This is a genomic window from Alicyclobacillus herbarius DSM 13609 (genome assembly GCF_000430585.1).
Taxonomy (GTDB): domain Bacteria; phylum Bacillota; class Bacilli; order Alicyclobacillales; family Alicyclobacillaceae; genus Alicyclobacillus_G; species Alicyclobacillus_G herbarius.
This window is the reverse complement of the sequence record NZ_AUMH01000014.1, coordinates 37,815-55,181: the sequence shown is the minus strand read 5'-3', so window position 1 is coordinate 55,181 and position 17,367 is coordinate 37,815. Positions and strand designations below refer to the sequence as shown.

The following is a 17,367-nucleotide window of genomic DNA, read 5'->3' as shown; positions in this document are numbered from 1 at the left end:
CCCCCTATCCTCGTCTGTGGGTCAGCGCCGGCAGGCCTTCTGGTGGGGCAATCCCCTCGAGGCTGCAGGCGCCTTGGGCATAGGAGAGGTCTGTTTCCATCTCTCGCTGCCCCGTGGGAATGACAAACCGTTCGTCGTACTTCGCCACACCAAACATGCGCACCATGGCCACCAAGTCTTCCGCCGGCAGACCGGCCTCGGCCAGCAACCGGCTGTCGGCCGCCTGCCCGAGGTTCCGGCCGCGCATGAAGGCGCGCATGGCAGCCAGACGGACCAGGGCGCGGCGAACCACCGAGGTGTCGCCAGCCGCCAAAATGCTCGCCAAATACGCTACCGGAATCCGCATCTCATCCACGACGGTGAGATAACCGTCCATATCCATCTCGTCTTCGTTGTCCAGGTGGTGGACTAACGGACTCAGCGGTGGCACGTACCAGACCATCGGCAACGTCCGATACTCCGGATGTAGCGGTAAGGCAACCTTCCACTCCACCGCCATCTTGTACACGGGTGAACGCTGTGCGGCGTCAATCCATGCGTCATTGATGCCCGCGGCACGGGCCGCCGCAATCACGTCCGGATCGTGCGGATTCAGGAAGACATCCAGCTGTGCTGGATAGACATCCTTTTCATCTGGCACGGAGGCGGCGGCCCGCACTTTGTCGGCGTCATAGAAGACGACGCCCAGGTAGCGGATGCGCCCAACGCACGTCTCCGAACAGACGGTGGGCAGCCCGACTTCGATGCGCGGGTAACAGAAGTGGCACTTTTCCGCCTTATGGGTGTTCCAGTTGAAGTAGACCTTCTTATATGGACACGCACTGACACAAAATCGCCAGCCACGGCAGGCTTCTTGATCCACCAGGACAATGCCGTCTTCGTCCCGCTTGTAAATCGCTCCCGATGGACAGGCGGCGACGCAAGCTGGATTCAGACAGTGCTCACAAATGCGCGGGAGGTACATCATAAACGTCTGTTCGTACGTGAAAGCCACATGTTCTTCCAACTCGCGCAGGTTTGGATCGGTCGGGGCGATGGTTGATCCGCCCGCCAAATCATCATCCCAGTTGGGTCCCCACGTGGGATTGTCCATGGCCTCGCCGGTCAGCAGGGAGTGTGGCCTGGCGGTGGGCTGGTGTTTTCGCCGCGGGCTTTGGATGAGGTTTTCGTAGTCGTACGTCCACGGTTCGTAGTAATCGTCAATCGTCGGCAGGTCCGGATTGTGAAAGATGTTGGCCAACTTCTGGATGGCCCCGCCAGCGCGCAACCGCAGGTGGCCGTTTTGGACCACCCAGCCGCCACGAAATCGTTCTTGGTCCTCCCACCGCCGGGGATAGCCCGGCCCTGGGCGAGTCTCGACATTGTTAAACCAGGCGTACTCCATACCCGGGCGATTAGTCCAGGTATTCTTGCACGTCACGCTGCACGTGTGGCAGCCAATACACTTGTCCAGATTCATCACCATTGCGACCTGAGCTTTAATCCTCAAGCCAGTTCACCTCTTTCAAGGGCCGAATGACGGCCAGGACGTCCCGCTGATGCCCGGTCGGTCCGTAGTAGTTAAACCCGTACGACAGTTGTGCGTAACCGCCAATCATATGCGTGGGTTTTGGGATGATGCGCGTGACGCTGTTATGGGTGCCGCCCCGGTCCCCTGTGATGGCGCTGCCCGGTACGCCGATGGTCCGGTCCTGGGCGTGGTACATCATCGCCACGCCGGGCGGCAGCCGGTAGGTCAAGACGGCCCGCGCCACCACCACGCCGTTGCGGTTGTACACCTCGACCCAATCGTTATCCTGGATGTTGAGTTGTTTCGCGTCCTCTTCACTCATCCAGATGGTCTGGCCGCCGCGAAACAGGGTCAACATGCGGTGATTATCGGTGTACGTGGAGTGAATCCCCCACTTCTGGTGCGGCGTCAGGTAGCGAATCATCACGGTGCGCCTTGTGCCATCGGCCACATCCCTATCCTCAGCAGCAAACGGTGTAATCCCGAGCGGCGGTCGATACAAAGGCAGCCCCTCGCCAAAATCGAGCATCACTTCGTGATCGACGTAAAAGTGTTGGCGACCCGTCAGGGTGTGCCAGGGGATGCGAAACTCGACGTTGGACGTAAACGGGGAATAGCGCCGGCCTTCGCCCTCTAACCCGCTCCACACCGGCGTGGCCAACGACAGACGCGGCTGCACCGTCAGGTCGTCAAAGGTGTACGCCTCGTCTTCCCGACCCTTGGCCACATCGCTGAGGTTCAGTCCCGTCTGCTTGGAAAGCGCCTCCCATTCCTCAACCGCGCGCCGGCCGTTGGTCGCTCCAGAAAGGGTCAGAATCGCCTCCGCCACCTGACGTTCATCGTAGATGGACGGGCGTCCCGTCCGCTTATCCTCGCCAGGGGCTACACCTACTCTCCGACGCAGCTCTTGGTAGGCCGCCTGCCCAGGAATCGTGATGCCTTTGGCACCATACTCGTGTTCTGCCAGAGGTCCCATGGAAACCATCTGTTCGTAGACGCGTGGATAGTCGCGCCGGACAACCATCAGCTTCGGCATCGTCCGTCCCGGCACAGCCTCGCACTCCCCCCGCCGCCAATCCCGCACGCGGCCATAGGCCTGCGCCAACTCGTCCGGGGAATCGTGCCCAAGCGGCGCCATGACGAGATCGTCCTGGGCGGGCAAGTCGCTCGTCGCTAAGTCGGAGAACACTTTCGCGATACTCCGGAAGATAGCCCAGTCGGTCCGTGCCTCCCAAGGCGGCGAAATCGCCGGGTTGAACGGATGAATGAACGGGTGCATGTCCGTGCTGCTCAAATCGTGTTTCTCATACCAAGTTGCCGCCGGCAGCACGATGTCCGAGTAGAGTCCGGTGCCGGTCATGCGAAAGTCGATATCGACCAACAGGTCGACCTTGCCGCGCGGGGTTTCGCCTCGCCGCTGAATGTCCTGTGGCTGCCAGGGCGATTCCGCGGCCAACACATGGCCGTCGGCCCCCAGCAGGTGTTTGAGGAAATACTCGTGACCCTTGGAACTGGAACCGAGCAGATTGGACCGCCAGACAAAGAACACGCGGGGAAAGTTGCGCGGGTTATCCGGGTCTTCCATCGCGAAGTGGAGTTCCCCTTCACTTAACCACTTGGCGGCAAGCTGCTTAATCTCGTCCTCTGTTTGGGCTCCGGCCTGCCGCGCGCGCCGCACCACATCCAACGAGTTTTCGGTCCATTGCGGGAAGGAAGGCAGCCATCCCAAGCGCACGGCTAAGGCGTTCATATCGGCCGGGTGCAAGTCGTGAAACCGACCTCCCAGGGGAGATCCCAGCGTCTTTGTGTCCAACTCTTCGTAACGAAACTGGTCGGTCGCAAAGTAAAAGAACGACGTCCCGTTCTGCTGGCGCGGCGGCCGGACCCAGTCGGTGGCAAAGGCTACCGTGGACCATCCTTCTAAAGGCCGAACCTTTTCCTGTCCGACGTAATGCGCCCAACCGCCACCGTTGACGCCCTGACAGCCACACAGCAGAACCAGATTGATGATGGCGCGGTAAATCATGTCACTGTGATACCAATGGTTGGTTCCCGCCCCAAGGGCAATCATGGAACGACCGTGGGTCTGCTCCGCGTTTTCGGCAAACTCTCGCGCCACCTGAACCGCCAGCTGGCGCTTGACCCCGGTGATGCCCTCCTGCCATGCCGGGGTGTACGGGACGGACGCGTCATCGTACGAGCTGGGGTAATCCCCAGGCAGTCCCCGCGCCACCCCCGCATGTGCCGTAAACAAGTCAAATACGGTGGTCACCCAGACCTCATTTCCATCCACCGTACGAATCGCACGCGCGGGGACTCCCCGCGTGAGCACCTGTGACCCGCCTTCCGTAAAGTGCGGAAACTGCACCTGCTGCACCACATGCTCCGTATCAAGTAGACTAAGGCGCGGCTTGACGCGGCGCCCGTCCGCAGTCTCTAGGGATAGGTTCCACTGTCCGGAGCCGTCGTGACGAAACCCGAGACTGCCCTTGACCACCGTGGGGGCGTCTGTCACCTGGTCCCAAACCACCGTTTTCCACTCGCCGAGCGATACCCCAGTCTCCACTTCGCTGGCACGCAGAAAGTGACCCGACACATACGCATCGCCTTTACGCTCCAAGGTCACTAAAAACGGCATGTCGGTGTACTGCGTAACGTAATCTTCAAAGTACGGTGTGCGCCGCTGAACATAAAACTCGTTGAGAATCACATGCGTCATCGCCATCGCCAAGGCGGCATCTGTTCCCGCTTTGGCTGGCAGCCAAAGGTCTGCAAACTTGACGTATTCCGCATAGTCTGGGCTGACCCCAACCACCTTTGTTCCGTTGTAGCGCGCCTCGACCATGAAGTGGGCATCCGGGGTGCGCGTCATCGGCAAGTTGGTACCCCAGATGATGAAGTACGTCGCGTTATACCAGTCCGCGCTTTCCGGGACATCCGTCTGGTCGCCCCAAATCTGCGGAGAAGCCGGCGGGAGGTCAGCGTACCAGTCGTAAAAGCTGAGGATAGTCCCGCCAATGAGGGATAAAAAGCGCGATCCGCCCGCGTAGCTGACTTGAGACATCGCCGGAATGGGGCTAAAGCCAACCACCCGGTCGGGACCATACTCGCGGATGGTATCAATGGACGCAGCGGCGATGATTTCCGTCACTTCGTCCCACGTGGCCCGGACAAACCCGCCTTTACCGCGCACCCGCTGATACATCAAGCGTTTTTCCGGGTCGCTTTGAATCGCGCGCCAAGCATCCACCGGCTTTTTTCCGGCCTGCCGCTCGCGCCGCCAAAGCTCCAGGAGTTCCCCCCGTACGTAGGGATAGCGAACACGCAAGGGGCTGTACTCATACCAGGAGAAGCTGGCCCCACGCGGACACCCGCGGGGCTCGTACTCCGGCACGTCGGACCCCAAGGAAGGATAGTCGGTCTGTTGGGTTTCAAACGTGATGATGCCGTCCTTCACGTGAACCTTCCAACTGCACGATCCTGTACAGTTGACGCCATGCGTGGTACGCACCACCTTGTCGTAGCGCCAGCGGTTGCGGTACAGGTCTTCCCAGTCGCGCGGACGCGGGCTCTGTTCCGTCCACCCCTGGTTGATCCGTTCCCCGCGGCGTAGGTGATGCAACCTTGGTATGCGAGATTTTTTCGTCTTTGCCACAAACACTCTCCCCTTCCATGATCCCGAACCGACCACCGCCGTATCCGCGCAGTTTCCTAGAACGGACGGTACTGCTCCCCAACAATCCGAAAGCTTTGTTTCGGGGCTTTCAATTCCTTCACGAATGCCGTCCAGGTGGGCACATTGGCGGCGATTAAAATGAGCCGCTCCAGTTGGCTGGTATCTTCGATGTTGAGAATAAACTCACTCACCTCGCGCGGCACGAGGCCAAAGCGCAGCGCTAACAACGCCAGTAAGTCCGCCTTATCGGTCCTGAGGGCCTCCTCTCTCCGGCGCTCCTCCTGCTCACGCTGGATTCGGGCAAACGCCTCTAGAAAGTTTTTATCCGCACGGGTGTCCACCGTCTGTCGCGTTGCGTGCACCACCGTCGCATTGGACTTCTTCATACCAGTAAAACCTCCTCACAAACCTGGGTCTCTAGTAAACGTCGCTCTTCTTCACGGCTGTGCATCACGACGAGCCAATTGAGCGTCTCAAAACGGCTGAGCAAGCCACTCCAGGTGTCCGGATCGTCCAAGACGGTCCGATTTTCAGTCGCATTCCAGGCGGCCAAACGGGCCTCAATCTCAGCCACCAGCGTCCGCATCAGGTCGTGGTCTCGCGTGAGGGCGGCAATATCGCCCGCCTTCTCCGGGTGATGCTGACAGACCTCCAAGTAAAACCCTGCTTCTTCTTCCCCAGCGTGGCGTAGCGTGCGCGTCTGCCAGTGTTCTACGAGGATATACGCCATCTCTTCTGCCTTTTCCCACGCTTGTGCCTGGAGCAGGTGCCGCAACAGTTCTGTCAGCTCAGCCGCTTCCTCCGCTGCGGCATCATGAATGGCTCGATGAGCGTCCATTTGTTTCAAAGCCGGACCAGACATGAATCATCCCTCCTTCTAAGCGCCTTGACTAAGCACTTTCACGTAAACGGCGTCCCCGAAGATCATGGGTAGGCTGCTGGGGACGCTTACGGCCGCAAAAGCCGACCAGCAGTAGGGCCAAGAGGCTGGCAAGGGCCAGGAGTAGCAATCCGCTTGTATAGCTGCCGGTAGCTTGTTTTAAGGCACCCAGCACGAGTGGCGGGAAGAATCCGCCAATTCCGCCAAGCGCTCCAATCACCCCAGTTGCTTTACCGACTTGACCCGTAAAGTAGAGCGGGACCAATTTGAATACCGCACCGTTGCCGAGGCCGAGCATGACCGCGATGACAAGAGCTGCAACGGTGGTCGTTATCATGCTGGAGAGAGAGAAAGCCAACACGCCTGCCGCCAGCAGCAAAGTCGTAAAGGTCACCAGAAGAAGCGTTTGCGGACGAATGGAATCGGCCAACCATCCCCCGACTGGTCGTACCGCGGTGGCCAATATGACGAAACCAGCAGCACGCATGCCCGCGTCTACGGGTGTCAGTGAGAATTCACTCTGCAGCAACGTCGGCAGGTAGTTGCCAAAAGCCACAAAACCGCCAAACGTGATGAAGTAGAAAAAAGACAGCAACCACAAATCCGGGTGTGACCAAAACCGACGATTCATGTTTTGAACTTCAACCTGGGCAGTCGGCTGGCCCGTTGACACACCTTTGCTCACTCCACTCGCGGCTGGTTGAGCGTCTCGGGTTACAAACCAAAGCAACATGGCCATGACAATAACGGCGCCGACCAATAGATACGAAGTTCCCGCAAACCCTAGTTGGAAGTAAAGACTCGGAACCAGAAATCCTGCCGCAGCCGTGCCCGCGTTGCCCAGGGCGGTAATTCCTAAGATGAAACCCTGACGTTCCGGTGGATACCATTTCGACACGTACGCAACGGCAACGGCAAAGGATGCACCTGCCACACCCAGCCAAATTTCCCAGAAGATCATGAGACCAAATGAATGGGCATGCGCTATGCCGACCAGAGGGATGACTAGAAACAGCATCAAAAGCGAATACGTACGACGGCCTCCGAACCGGTCTGTGAGCATTCCCAATGGGATTCGTAATACGGAACCCAGGAGAACCGGGGTAGCCACGAGCACACTTTTTTGAAAAGAGTTCAAATGGTACACCTGCGTCAGCTCAGGTGCAATGGGGGATATCAGCGACCATACGACAAAGGAAACAATCATCGACACCATTGAAATTCCGAGCACGGTCTTACGCATTCAATCCGCCTCCTCCCTGGCTTCAGCATAGATACTGACGGCACAGCGCAAGAGACCCAACGCAACCATTTCCGGGTGCTTCGAATTGACAAATATGTCCCGCGCTGGCGACTAGCACAAAGTGGCCACAGTTCCCGTTTGGACTAGTCCACCCTTGTAGTCCGCATGGAAATATGAAAAAGGACCCTGCCGAAAAATAGGCAGAGTCCGGAAACCCTAAGAAGACTGGACACTATTCGATCCGATTCTGAAGCGGGACACGGCTAGGTTCAAAGCCTGATACAAAGCCCCGTCGCAAGCCAGAGCTACAAAGAGCTACAATAGGCTTTGCATGGCCTCGGCCAGGGCAACCCTGCGGCCTACAATAAACGGCCACTCATGCTTCGTGTACGCGCGCGCCTGCGCCTCGCGCTGGCGGCGGACCATACGAACGAGCGCCTCCAGGTCATCGGTCTCAAACGAAAGTAACCATTCGTAATCCCCAAGCCCAAAACTATATACGTTGTTCGTCTGAATGCCCGGAAACTCTCGTCCAAACATACCGTGTTCGGCCAACATGCGCCGGCGCTCGTCCGCAGGGAGCAAGTACCACTCCGGCGTACGAATATATGGATAGAAACACAGATACGACTTTGGCGGTAAGCCACGCACAAAGGCGGGGATATGTGAGCGGTTGAACTCCGCCTCCAGGGTGATGCCGATAAACGCCCAAGGCTGACGCATCTGCCGCCCAAGCGCGGTCTTGCGCAGAGCAAGCTGCAACTCCTGAAGGTTACGGGTGTCCCGGCTGTACATGAAGAGGAAAAGGTCCGTATCCGCCCGAAAGCCTTGTGTCAAATACACGCCGCGCAGGGTGACTCGTCCATCAAAGGACTCAAAGATGTCCAGCCACTCCGCCGCTGCCGTCTCTGGACGGCTGGCCACCGCGCGAGCCTCCGGTGTCAACGAAAATCCGATGTGCCCCGTAAAATAGGTGTCCATGCCAAGTGCCTTCTTCCTACTGGAATGTCCACCACCTAGGATAATGCATCAGCGACATCAGCAACTGTGACATAGGTCATTCAAGAACGGTTTGTCACCCGATGACGACTGAACCTCCCTATCCCCTTCGGCCGAACGAAGCAGACAGGGATTGGCGGTGGACCACAAGTGAAGTTGGTTTGTCTCATCCGGGCCATGGTCGACTAGGCTGTGCACCCAATGCAGCAGCGTGTTCCACTATACTGTAGAATGACACTAAGTAAGGAGTGGCTTGATTGCTGGAATTCGCAACCCCCGATTACGCGCGCATGATCTCCGCCACGCTAACGTTGAAACCGCGTCAAGTGGAGGCGGCAATTCGACTGCTGGACGAAGGCAACACCATCCCGTTCATCGCCCGCTACCGGAAGGAAGCGACGGGCGAGCTGGATGAGAATCAATTGCGCGAGATCGCGGAACAGTACGAGTTTGAGAAGCATCTCTACCAACGAAAGTGTGACGTGCTGCGGCTCCTGCAAGAGCAAGGCGTCCTGTCTGTCGATGAAGTGGGTCATCGCGATGGTGAAGGTAGCCCCAAAGCCAACACCGCAGGCGGCGACGATGTCCACCCCCTCGATCCTGCAGCACGGGACAAGCTCATCGCCGCGATTCAGGCTGCGCGAACCTTGACCGAAATCGAAGACCTCTACCGCCCATATCGGCCCAAACGCAGGACCCGCGCGAGCAAGGCGAGGGAGTGCGGGCTAGGGCCGTTGGCCGAATGGCTGGCGCAGCCGGAGCACCTGGGCGCGAATGCGGATGAAGTGCGGGAGTACGCCACCTCGTTCGTGTCAGACACCTCCGGTGTGGCGACCGTCGAAGATGCGCTGCAGGGGGCGGCAGATATCCTTGCGGAAGGGGTCGCAGACGACGCGGAGACCCGGAAGTGGTTGCGGGAATATACGTATACGAACGGATCGATCCGAAGCACAGCCGTCGACCCCGACCGTGAAAGTGTCTATGAGGCGTATTACGATTACGAGGAACGACTGACCAAGACGCTGCCCCATCGCGTTCTGGCCATGAATCGAGGGGAGCGGGAAGAATTCCTGCGTGTATCGGTCATTGCCCCGCAGGACGAAATCTTGAGGCATCTCGTGCGCAGGCATATGCCGGACGCGCCGGTCGGCGGTACGATTCAGGTGGCCGGCTCTGTCTCCGCCGCGACCCAGGCGGCTCCGGCCGCCCCCGCTGAGGCAGCTCGGCAGATCCGCGAGGCGGCCATCGTCGACGCCTACAAGCGGCTGCTGGCGCCGGCGATTGAGCGGGAAATCCGCGCCGAGTTAACGGCAAAAGCGGAGGAGCACGCCATCCACATCTTCGCCGAGAATCTCAAAAACCTGCTCATGCAGCCACCGATTCGCGGCCGGGTCGTGCTCGGTGTCGATCCCGCCTATCGCACGGGCTGCAAACTGGCCGTCGTCGACGACACCGGCAAGCTGCTCTGCACAGCCGTTATCTACCCGACGCCACCGCAAAACAAGGTCGAGGCGGCGAAACAAGAAGTCCTGCGTTTCATCGCGGCCTACCAGGTCGAGTTGATTGCGATTGGAAACGGGACCGCCTCGCGCGAGACGGAAGCATTCATTGCCGACTGTGTGCGGGCATACCAGGCGCAGTCTGGCAAATTGGTTCCGTACGCCATCGTCTCTGAAGCGGGGGCCAGCGTCTATTCCGCCTCGAAGCTCGCCGGAGAAGAGTTCCCCAACCTCGATGTCTCCGAACGCAGCGCCATCTCGATTGCGCGTCGGTTGCAAGATCCGTTGGCGGAGTTGGTCAAGATTGATCCGAAGTCCATCGGCGTCGGCCAGTACCAACACGACGTCTCGCAGAGAAAGCTCGACGAGCAACTCGCTGCAGTCGTCGAATCGGTCGTTAACCAGGTCGGGGTGGACGTTAACACCGCCTCGCCCAGCCTGTTGTCGTATGTGGCTGGGCTAAACAAGACGGTCGCCCGTAACATCGTCGAGTTTCGCGAGCAAAACGGGCGCTTCCAGAGCCGCAAGGAGCTCGCCAAGGTACCGCGCTTGGGACCGAAGACGCTGGAGCAGTGCGTTGGTTTCTTGCGCGTGACCAACGGGGAGGAACCCCTTGATGCGACTCCGATTCACCCCGAGTCGTATGACGCGGTCAAGCGCTTGTTAAGCCGCCTCGGGGAGCCCAGAGAATTTTTCTCGAGTCCCAAGACGCGTGAGAAGTGGTTGAACGCGCTCAAATCCACTCCCGTCAGCGAACTCGCGGCAGAAATTGGCGTCGGGGTACCGACGCTGCGCGACATCCTCGATGCGCTGGAGCGCCCCGGTCGTGATCCGCGCGAAGACGTGCCGCCCCCCATCCTCCGCACCGATGTGCTGAAGCTGGAGGACCTGGAGCTAGGGATGGAACTCATGGGGACGGTGCGCAACGTGGTCGATTTCGGCGCGTTTGTCGACATCGGCATCAAGACGGACGGACTAGTGCATATCTCACAACTAGCGGATCACTTTGTCAAACATCCGATGGACGTCGTCTCCGTCGGGGACGTGGTCAAGGTTCGAGTTATCCAGATCGATGCCGCCAAGGGGCGGGTGGGCCTGTCGATGAAAGGGGTCTGAATCGCCTGGGCACACGGGGCCGGAGCGCTAGACTTTCGAGGCGCGTTTTCCGGCCGCTGGTTTTTGCATTGCCGTCCGAATATCGGACACATGCCGATGGCCACCATTTTCCCCGCATTGGATCAAGTGTTTATTCTCGCTCGAGCAGGTATTTATGTTGGATTGCAGGAGATTATTATGGGGCTACAAACCTTGGAACGAGTACTGAACAGCACTCCACATGAGCCGTTTGCGGGAACATATCCACAGGCTGAACCTCGCTGACCGCGTAGCCCAGATCATCGAGACGCCGTAAATCACGTGCCAATGTGATGTGGTTGCACGATACGTACACCAGACGCCTGGGTCGGACAGCCGCCACCGCCTCGAGGACCGCAGTATCGCAACCGCGGCGGGGCGGATCGAGCACAATCACATCGGCGCGCCAGCCCTTCATCACCCATGCGGGCAGCACCTGTTCGACACGACCGACGGTAAACTCTGCATTGCGAATCCGGTTGTGACGGGCGTTCTCCCTGGCATCGGCAATCGCCTGCGGCGCGGATTCGATGCCGTACACCCGGGCGACCTGACCCGCCAAGAGAAGCGCCATGGTCCCCGTACCGCAGTAGGCGTCGAGCACCGTATCCCCCGCCCCAACTTGGGCCAGGCGCAAAACCTGGTCATACAGCCGTCTGGCCTGTTGGGTGTTGACTTGAAAGAACGATTGCGGGGAAATCAGGAACTCAAGCCCGCCGATACGCTCGATGAGGTACGGCTTGCCTGCCAGGATGTCGGTGTGACGCCCGAATACACGCCCGTGGCGGCCCAGCGTACGAGTGGCCGCGACGCTAACAACACCAGGTAGCTGCAACAACCGAGAAGCCACATCGGCTAGCGCCTGGCGATTGAGCGCGTGACGCTCCCTCGAATTTTCCCGATCCGCACTGTACGAGAAAATCAGCATCATTTCGCCACTCGTAAACGAATAGCGACCAATGATGTGGTGGATAAGATTCGCCTGCCATCCGAGCAATTCTGCGGCCATGTGGGCGGCTTGCTCAATCGTCCGCTCGAGCGGTTCGGGTTCCAGGTGACAGGCTGTGGTCGGCACCAGTTGGTGGCTCTTCGCGGCGTAAAAGCCGAGGCGCACGCCGCCCCGCCCGTCGAACTCAACCGGCACCTGTACCTGATTTCGGTAGCGCCAGGGCGTCTCCATGCCGAGCGTAGGGTGAACCGTGACATTGTCCAGCCCAGCGAAACGGGCCAGTGCCTCTCGTACCATGCGGCGCTTGTGCTCGAGCTGGCGCTGGTAATCCAAGTGCTGCAGCTGACACCCGCCGCAATCGCCAAACACGGCACAAAGCGGCTGGATTCGGCCACTCAAGGGTTCTCCCGCCGTAGCCGCGGAGTCCGCAAGAGATGCCGTTGGCGCCGGCGTGTCGACCAGGACGGCGCGCGCATAACGCCGACTGCGCTCGACAATCCGGACACGTGCTCGTTCTTTGGGCAGAAGACCCGGGATAAACACCGCCACCCCGTTCACGTAGGCGACCGCTTCCCCATCATCGTTGAGGCGCAGCGCCTCAACCTCGTGCACCTGACCTGGCAACGGCGCCTCTTTGTATCTCGAAACGCCGACTGCGTCCTGGATATAGCGCGCGTCATCCACCCGCCGTCCCGATGGCGTGGGCCCTACGGCTTGGGGTTCGGTCACCCTGGTCTCCTCCCGCTTCACGTCTTATTGCCCAATCCGTTCCAAAATCAGCTTATTGACCAACGCCGGGTTGGCCTTGCCCTTGGTCGCCTTCATCGTCTGACCAACCAGGGCGCCCAACGCCTTTTGTTTGCCAGCCCGATAATCCTCGACCGATTTCGGGTTATTGGCAATGACTTCCTCGATAATCGGGATGAGCTGAGATTCGTCGCTAATCTGCTCCATCCCTTGCTCCTTAATGATGACCTCGGCGTCCTTCCGGGTCTCGCACATCAGCTTGAACACGTCGCGCGCCTGCTTAATGGAGATGGTGCCCTTGTCCACCTGGGCAATCAGGCCCGCCAGCTGCTCGGGACGCACCGGAGATTCGGCCACCGACAGCCCCTGCGCGTTCAGGTACCCTAACAGGTCTCCCATCACCCAGTTGCTCGCCGTCTTCGCGTCCGATCCGGCCGCGACCACGGCTTCATAGTAATCTGCCACGGCTCGCTCCGCCGTCAGGACACCCGCGTCGTACGCCGGCAGCCCCAGTTCCTGCTCAAACCGGGCGCGCCGCGCCGCCGGCAGTTCCGGAAGTTCCGCGCGTACCCGTTCCAGCCAAGCGTCATCAATCTGCACCCGCAGCAAATCGGGCTCGGGAAAATAGCGGTAATCGTGTGCTTCTTCCTTCGAACGCATGCTGATGGTCGTCTGCGTGGCCTCGTCAAAACGGCGCGTCTCCTGCGTGACCGGCTGGCCTTGTTCGAGGAGTTTCGTCTGCCGCTCCACCTCATACTCGAGACCGCGCTGGACGTTGCGGAACGAGTTCATGTTTTTCAGCTCGGTTTTCTCGCCGAACTCAGTGGAGCCTTCTGGACGCAGAGAGATGTTGGCGTCACAGCGCAGGGACCCTTCTTCCATCCGGCAATCCGAGATGTCGCAGTACTGCATGATGCTCTTGATGGCTTCCAGGTACAAGCGAGCCTCTTCCGGAGAGCGAATATCCGGTTCCGAAACAATCTCAATCAACGGTACGCCGGTGCGGTTGTAGTCGATGAGGCTGTGCTGGCCGTCCTCGCCGTGCATCGACTTCCCCGCGTCCTCCTCCAGGTGGACACGCGTGATGCCAATGCGCTTGCGTTCCCCGTTCACCTCAATCTCGACGTAGCCGTGTTCACCAATCGGCTCATCATACTGGGAAATTTGATAGCCCTTCGGCAAGTCCGGGTAGAAGTAGTTCTTGCGGTCAAACTTACAGTCTTGATTTATTTTACAGTTGAGTGCCATCGCCGCCTTGAGGGCCAGTTCAACCGCCTGACGGTTCAGCACCGGCAGGGTACCCGGATGACCCAGGCAGACCGGACAAACATTGGTGTTGGGCGGATCGCCAAAATTCGTGCTGCAGCCGCAAAAGATCTTAGTCTTCGTCTTGAGCTCAACGTGTACCTCTAAGCCAATTACGGTTTCGTAGCCCATGTTCACGCCCCCATCCTTGGCAGCGGCATTTCAAACCCGCGCACCTGTTCGTACGTGTGCCCGACCCGAAGTAGCGTGGCCTCGTCCCACCAGTGAGCCAAAAGCTGCAGTCCAATCGGCAAACCTTCCGACGATACCCCGCAGGGCACACTGAGCGCAGGCAGTCCGGCCAGATTAGCCGGAATGGTGAAGATGTCGTTGAGGTACATCTGCAACGGATTGTCCACCTTTTCGCCCATCCGAAATGCGGTGGTTGGGGTGGTCGGCATCACTATCACGTCGCAGCGTTCAAACGCTTTGTCAAAGTCCTCGCGAATCCGTGTCCGAACCTGCTGTGCACGCCGGTAGTAGGCGTCATAATAACCGGAGGAGAGCGCGTACGTGCCAATCATGATACGGCGCTTGACCTCCATGCCAAAGCCTTCGCTGCGCGTATGCTGGTACATTTCAAGCAAGGTCTCACCGGCTACCCGGCGCCCATAGCGGACCCCATCGTAGCGCGCCAGGTTCGAAGAGGCCTCAGCCGGCGCAATCAAGTAATAGGTGGCAACGGCGTAACGCAGGTGCGGCAGGCTGATTTCAACCACTTCGGCCCCCGCGTTCTCAAGGGCCTTGACCGCTTTGTCAACCGCCGCTTTCACCTCGGCATCTACCCCGTGCTCGTCCAGTCCCGTGACCAAGCCGATGCGCAGACCCTTCACCCCGCCCGCCAGGGCGTCCACAAAGCGCGGAACCTCCTGCCTAGCTGAGGTGGAATCCCGCTCGTCGTGGCCACTGATGGCCTCAAGGACATACGCGGCGTCTTCCACCGTACGCGTAAATGGACCGATTTGATCTAGCGACGAGGCAAACGCAATCAAACCATAGCGAGACACGCGCCCGTAAGTCGGCTTCAAACCGACGACACCACAGTACGAAGCCGGTTGACGAATCGATCCGCCAGTGTCAGAACCAAGCGCAAACGGCACCATCCCGGCTGCCACGGCCGCGGCCGACCCTCCACTCGATCCGCCCGGAACCCGCTCCAGGTCATAGGGGTTGTGGGTCTTCTGAAACGCGGAATTTTCGGTGGAAGACCCCATAGCAAACTCGTCCATGTTCGTCTTTCCGACCAGGACACCATGGGTTTCTGCGAGCCGCTCGGCCACCGTCGCGTCGTACGGAGGAATGTAGTTTTCCAAAATCCGGCTAGCCGCGGTGGTTTTGAGGTTGCGTGTGCAAATGTTGTCTTTCAATGCATACGGCACGCCAAACAGAAAGCCATCGAACGCCTCATCGTCGAGCCGCCGGGCGTGAGCGAGTGCACGCTCCCCGTCCACTGTCAAGAACGCCCCCAACTCCGGGTTGTGACGCTCAATCATACGCAGTGCTGTCTCAGTCCACTCGGAAGGCTTCGACTCCTTCCGCTCAAGTGATGCAAGGATTTCCTTCACTGTATGTATGCTCATCATTACCCCTCCAAGACCGCCGGCACTCGGACGTACTCGTCAGTGCTGTCCGGAGCGCAAGCCAAGGCCACCTCACGCGCCAGACTGGGCCGGGGTTCATCTTCACGGAATACATTGGTCTGTGTCAGGGAATGACTCGTGGGCTTCACGTCGCTGAGGTCAACCTCTTGCAGCTGCTCCGCATAATCGATAATCTCACTCAACTGCGGCGCCAGATGGGCGACTTCCCTGTCCGAAAGCGACAACCTGGCCAGCGCAGCCACATGCCGAACTGCGTCTTCACTGATCTTCACCGATATCCCTCCACTTCCAGCACTTCACGAGGGACGAAAAGCCCCGGTGTCGGGGTTTCCGTCTCGCGCAATCTTTCCGGATTATAGCACATTGTCCAAGCGGTCGCAGGGGTTAGTGGGCAACGAGGAGGACAACAATGGAAGCTAAAGAAAAGCAGATGCCGACCAAATAGAGGAAGGCGACGGTCTGGATTTGCGACAGTCCGGATTTCATCAGCATATGGAAGGTGTGGCCTTTGTCGGCGACGTAAATCGGGCGGTTTTGCCGAAACCGGCGAATAATGACCCACAGCGCGTCTGCAATGGGCACACCGAGGGCCAAAACCGGCACAACCAGCGAAACCAGCGTGGCGCTCTTAAATGCACCTTCCACCGCAATCGCTGCCAGCACAAAGCCAAGAAACGTCGCGCCCGCATCGCCCATGAAGATACGCGCCGGATGAAAGTTATGGCGCAGGAAACCGAGGGCGGAACCCATCAGGACCACGGAAAAGATGGCCATGGGGTATTGCCCTTTGAGGAGGGCAATGAAGAACAAGGTCATCGCGGAAATCGCGGAAATGCCAGCAGCCAGCCCATCCACGCCATCCAGGAAGTTCATCATATTGGTGATGGCGACCACCCAGAGGACCGTTGTCAGGACCGACAGCCAGAGCGGGAAGTGGTAAAAATGTGGATGAAACGGCATGTTGACGCCGTTGATGCTGACCCCAAACGACACTAAGACGAGCGCGGCCAAGATTTGTGTAACAAACTTCGGCCACGCCTTCAGATCACGGCCGCGAGTTTTATAGAAATCGTCGAGAATGCCAATCGAGAAGATCAGCAAGCCGCCGAGCGTAATACCCCAAAACGTATGGCTAACGTGCCCGAATAGCGCAGCGGTCGCCACGCATCCCACATAAATCGACAGTCCGCCAAGCAGCGGTACCGGTTCCGTATGAATCTTGCGGTGATTGGGCCGATCGACAAACCCGATGCGCAATGCGAGTTTGCGGATATACGGGACTGTCACATACACCAGCAGAAATGCCAGCAGAAAGCTGACCAGGTAATACCATACAGGCATTGAAAACCCTCCGTCCTCATCCAATCCGACGACCCAGCCAGCATCCATGTTGCAAAATCACCTGGGTCTTGCAGAGGTTGCCCGGACCTGCCGTTAGCGTTTCCTGCCTCACGTTTGCCTTATACCTCGTTCATTCAGGTCAACTGCGTGTCCTCATAATTCCCCATTATCATAGCCGAGGCCGCCCATCGACGCAATCGCCCGCGATATCGACATGATTACTGGGGCGTCCTCATACACATGTACCGGATGGTCAAATCCGTCACCTTGGGCTCAGGATGGAGGGATGGTATGCTCACCACCGGTCAAGAAATCCTCATCGCATGCATCGTTGGCATTCCGATTGTCTTCGCGCTCGGGCGTTACTCCACACGCGTGACGTGGTTTCACGCCCGTACGGAGGAAAAGTACTCTGTGGCCGAATTTGTCCGCAGCCGCGAATAACTTTGCACGCTCCATCACACGCGTCACATCGCGCGCTTC

Annotated in this window: 13 protein-coding genes; 2 read left to right on the top strand and 11 right to left on the bottom strand. The window is 58.9% G+C overall.

The window, feature by feature from the left end:
- Positions 1–4: 4 nt before the first annotated feature.
- The 6 genes from narH to H522_RS0110780 form a co-directional block, all read right to left on the bottom strand.
- Positions 5–1,489, bottom strand: coding sequence for a nitrate reductase subunit beta (gene narH, locus H522_RS0110805; protein ID WP_026962321.1), 1,485 nt, complete (start codon positions 1,487–1,489; stop codon positions 5–7).
- Positions 1,479–5,165, bottom strand: coding sequence for a nitrate reductase subunit alpha (locus tag H522_RS0110800; protein WP_026962320.1), 3,687 nt, complete (start codon positions 5,163–5,165; stop codon positions 1,479–1,481). Before H522_RS0110800 ends, narH begins: the two co-directional genes overlap by 11 nt.
- A gap of 56 nt (positions 5,166–5,221) precedes the next feature.
- On the bottom strand, positions 5,222–5,572 hold the full coding sequence (locus H522_RS0110795) for a hypothetical protein (protein WP_245578087.1): 351 nt from the start codon (positions 5,570–5,572) through the stop codon (positions 5,222–5,224).
- Positions 5,569–6,048, bottom strand: a complete 480-nt coding sequence (locus H522_RS0110790; protein WP_026962318.1) for a hemerythrin domain-containing protein — start codon at positions 6,046–6,048, stop codon at positions 5,569–5,571. The genes H522_RS0110795 and H522_RS0110790 overlap by 4 nt, the downstream gene beginning before the upstream one ends.
- Before the next feature lie 28 nt (positions 6,049–6,076).
- Positions 6,077–7,309 (bottom strand): MFS transporter, encoded by a 1,233-nt coding sequence (locus H522_RS18950; protein WP_051344179.1) that lies wholly within the window; start codon positions 7,307–7,309, stop codon positions 6,077–6,079.
- A 315-nt stretch (positions 7,310–7,624) separates the two neighbouring features.
- Positions 7,625–8,290: a chlorite dismutase family protein gene (locus H522_RS0110780; protein WP_026962317.1), complete on the bottom strand. Its 666-nt coding sequence runs from the start codon at positions 8,288–8,290 to the stop codon at positions 7,625–7,627.
- Positions 8,291–8,598: 308 nt separating this feature from the next.
- Between H522_RS0110780 and H522_RS0110775 the strand changes: the two genes are divergently transcribed.
- Positions 8,599–10,923 (top strand): Tex family protein, encoded by a 2,325-nt coding sequence (locus tag H522_RS0110775; protein ID WP_051344190.1) that lies wholly within the window; start codon positions 8,599–8,601, stop codon positions 10,921–10,923.
- 175 nt (positions 10,924–11,098) lie between these two features.
- Here the strand turns inward: H522_RS0110775 and rlmD are convergent, their stop codons facing one another.
- The 5 genes from rlmD to H522_RS0110750 all read right to left on the bottom strand — a co-directional run bounded on the left by rlmD (position 11,099) and on the right by H522_RS0110750 (position 16,884).
- A complete protein-coding gene (gene rlmD, locus H522_RS0110770; RefSeq protein ID WP_051344178.1) occupies positions 11,099–12,619 on the bottom strand; it encodes a 23S rRNA (uracil(1939)-C(5))-methyltransferase RlmD in 1,521 nt (506 codons plus the stop codon).
- 24 nt (positions 12,620–12,643) lie between these two features.
- On the bottom strand, positions 12,644–14,074 hold the full coding sequence (gatB, locus tag H522_RS0110765) for an Asp-tRNA(Asn)/Glu-tRNA(Gln) amidotransferase subunit GatB (protein WP_026962314.1): 1,431 nt from the start codon (positions 14,072–14,074) through the stop codon (positions 12,644–12,646).
- A 2-nt stretch (positions 14,075–14,076) separates the two neighbouring features.
- A complete protein-coding gene (gene gatA / locus H522_RS0110760) occupies positions 14,077–15,522 on the bottom strand; it encodes an Asp-tRNA(Asn)/Glu-tRNA(Gln) amidotransferase subunit GatA (protein WP_026962313.1) in 1,446 nt (481 codons plus the stop codon).
- 2 nt (positions 15,523–15,524) lie between these two features.
- A complete protein-coding gene (gene gatC, locus H522_RS0110755; RefSeq protein WP_026962312.1) occupies positions 15,525–15,815 on the bottom strand; it encodes an Asp-tRNA(Asn)/Glu-tRNA(Gln) amidotransferase subunit GatC in 291 nt (96 codons plus the stop codon).
- A gap of 112 nt (positions 15,816–15,927) precedes the next feature.
- Positions 15,928–16,884: an MraY family glycosyltransferase gene (locus H522_RS0110750; protein WP_026962311.1), complete on the bottom strand. Its 957-nt coding sequence runs from the start codon at positions 16,882–16,884 to the stop codon at positions 15,928–15,930.
- Between the two features lie 291 nt (positions 16,885–17,175).
- Between H522_RS0110750 and H522_RS21530 the strand changes: the two genes are divergently transcribed.
- On the top strand, positions 17,176–17,328 hold the full coding sequence (locus H522_RS21530) for a hypothetical protein (protein WP_155836353.1): 153 nt from the start codon (positions 17,176–17,178) through the stop codon (positions 17,326–17,328).
- Positions 17,329–17,367: the final 39 nt, after the last annotated feature.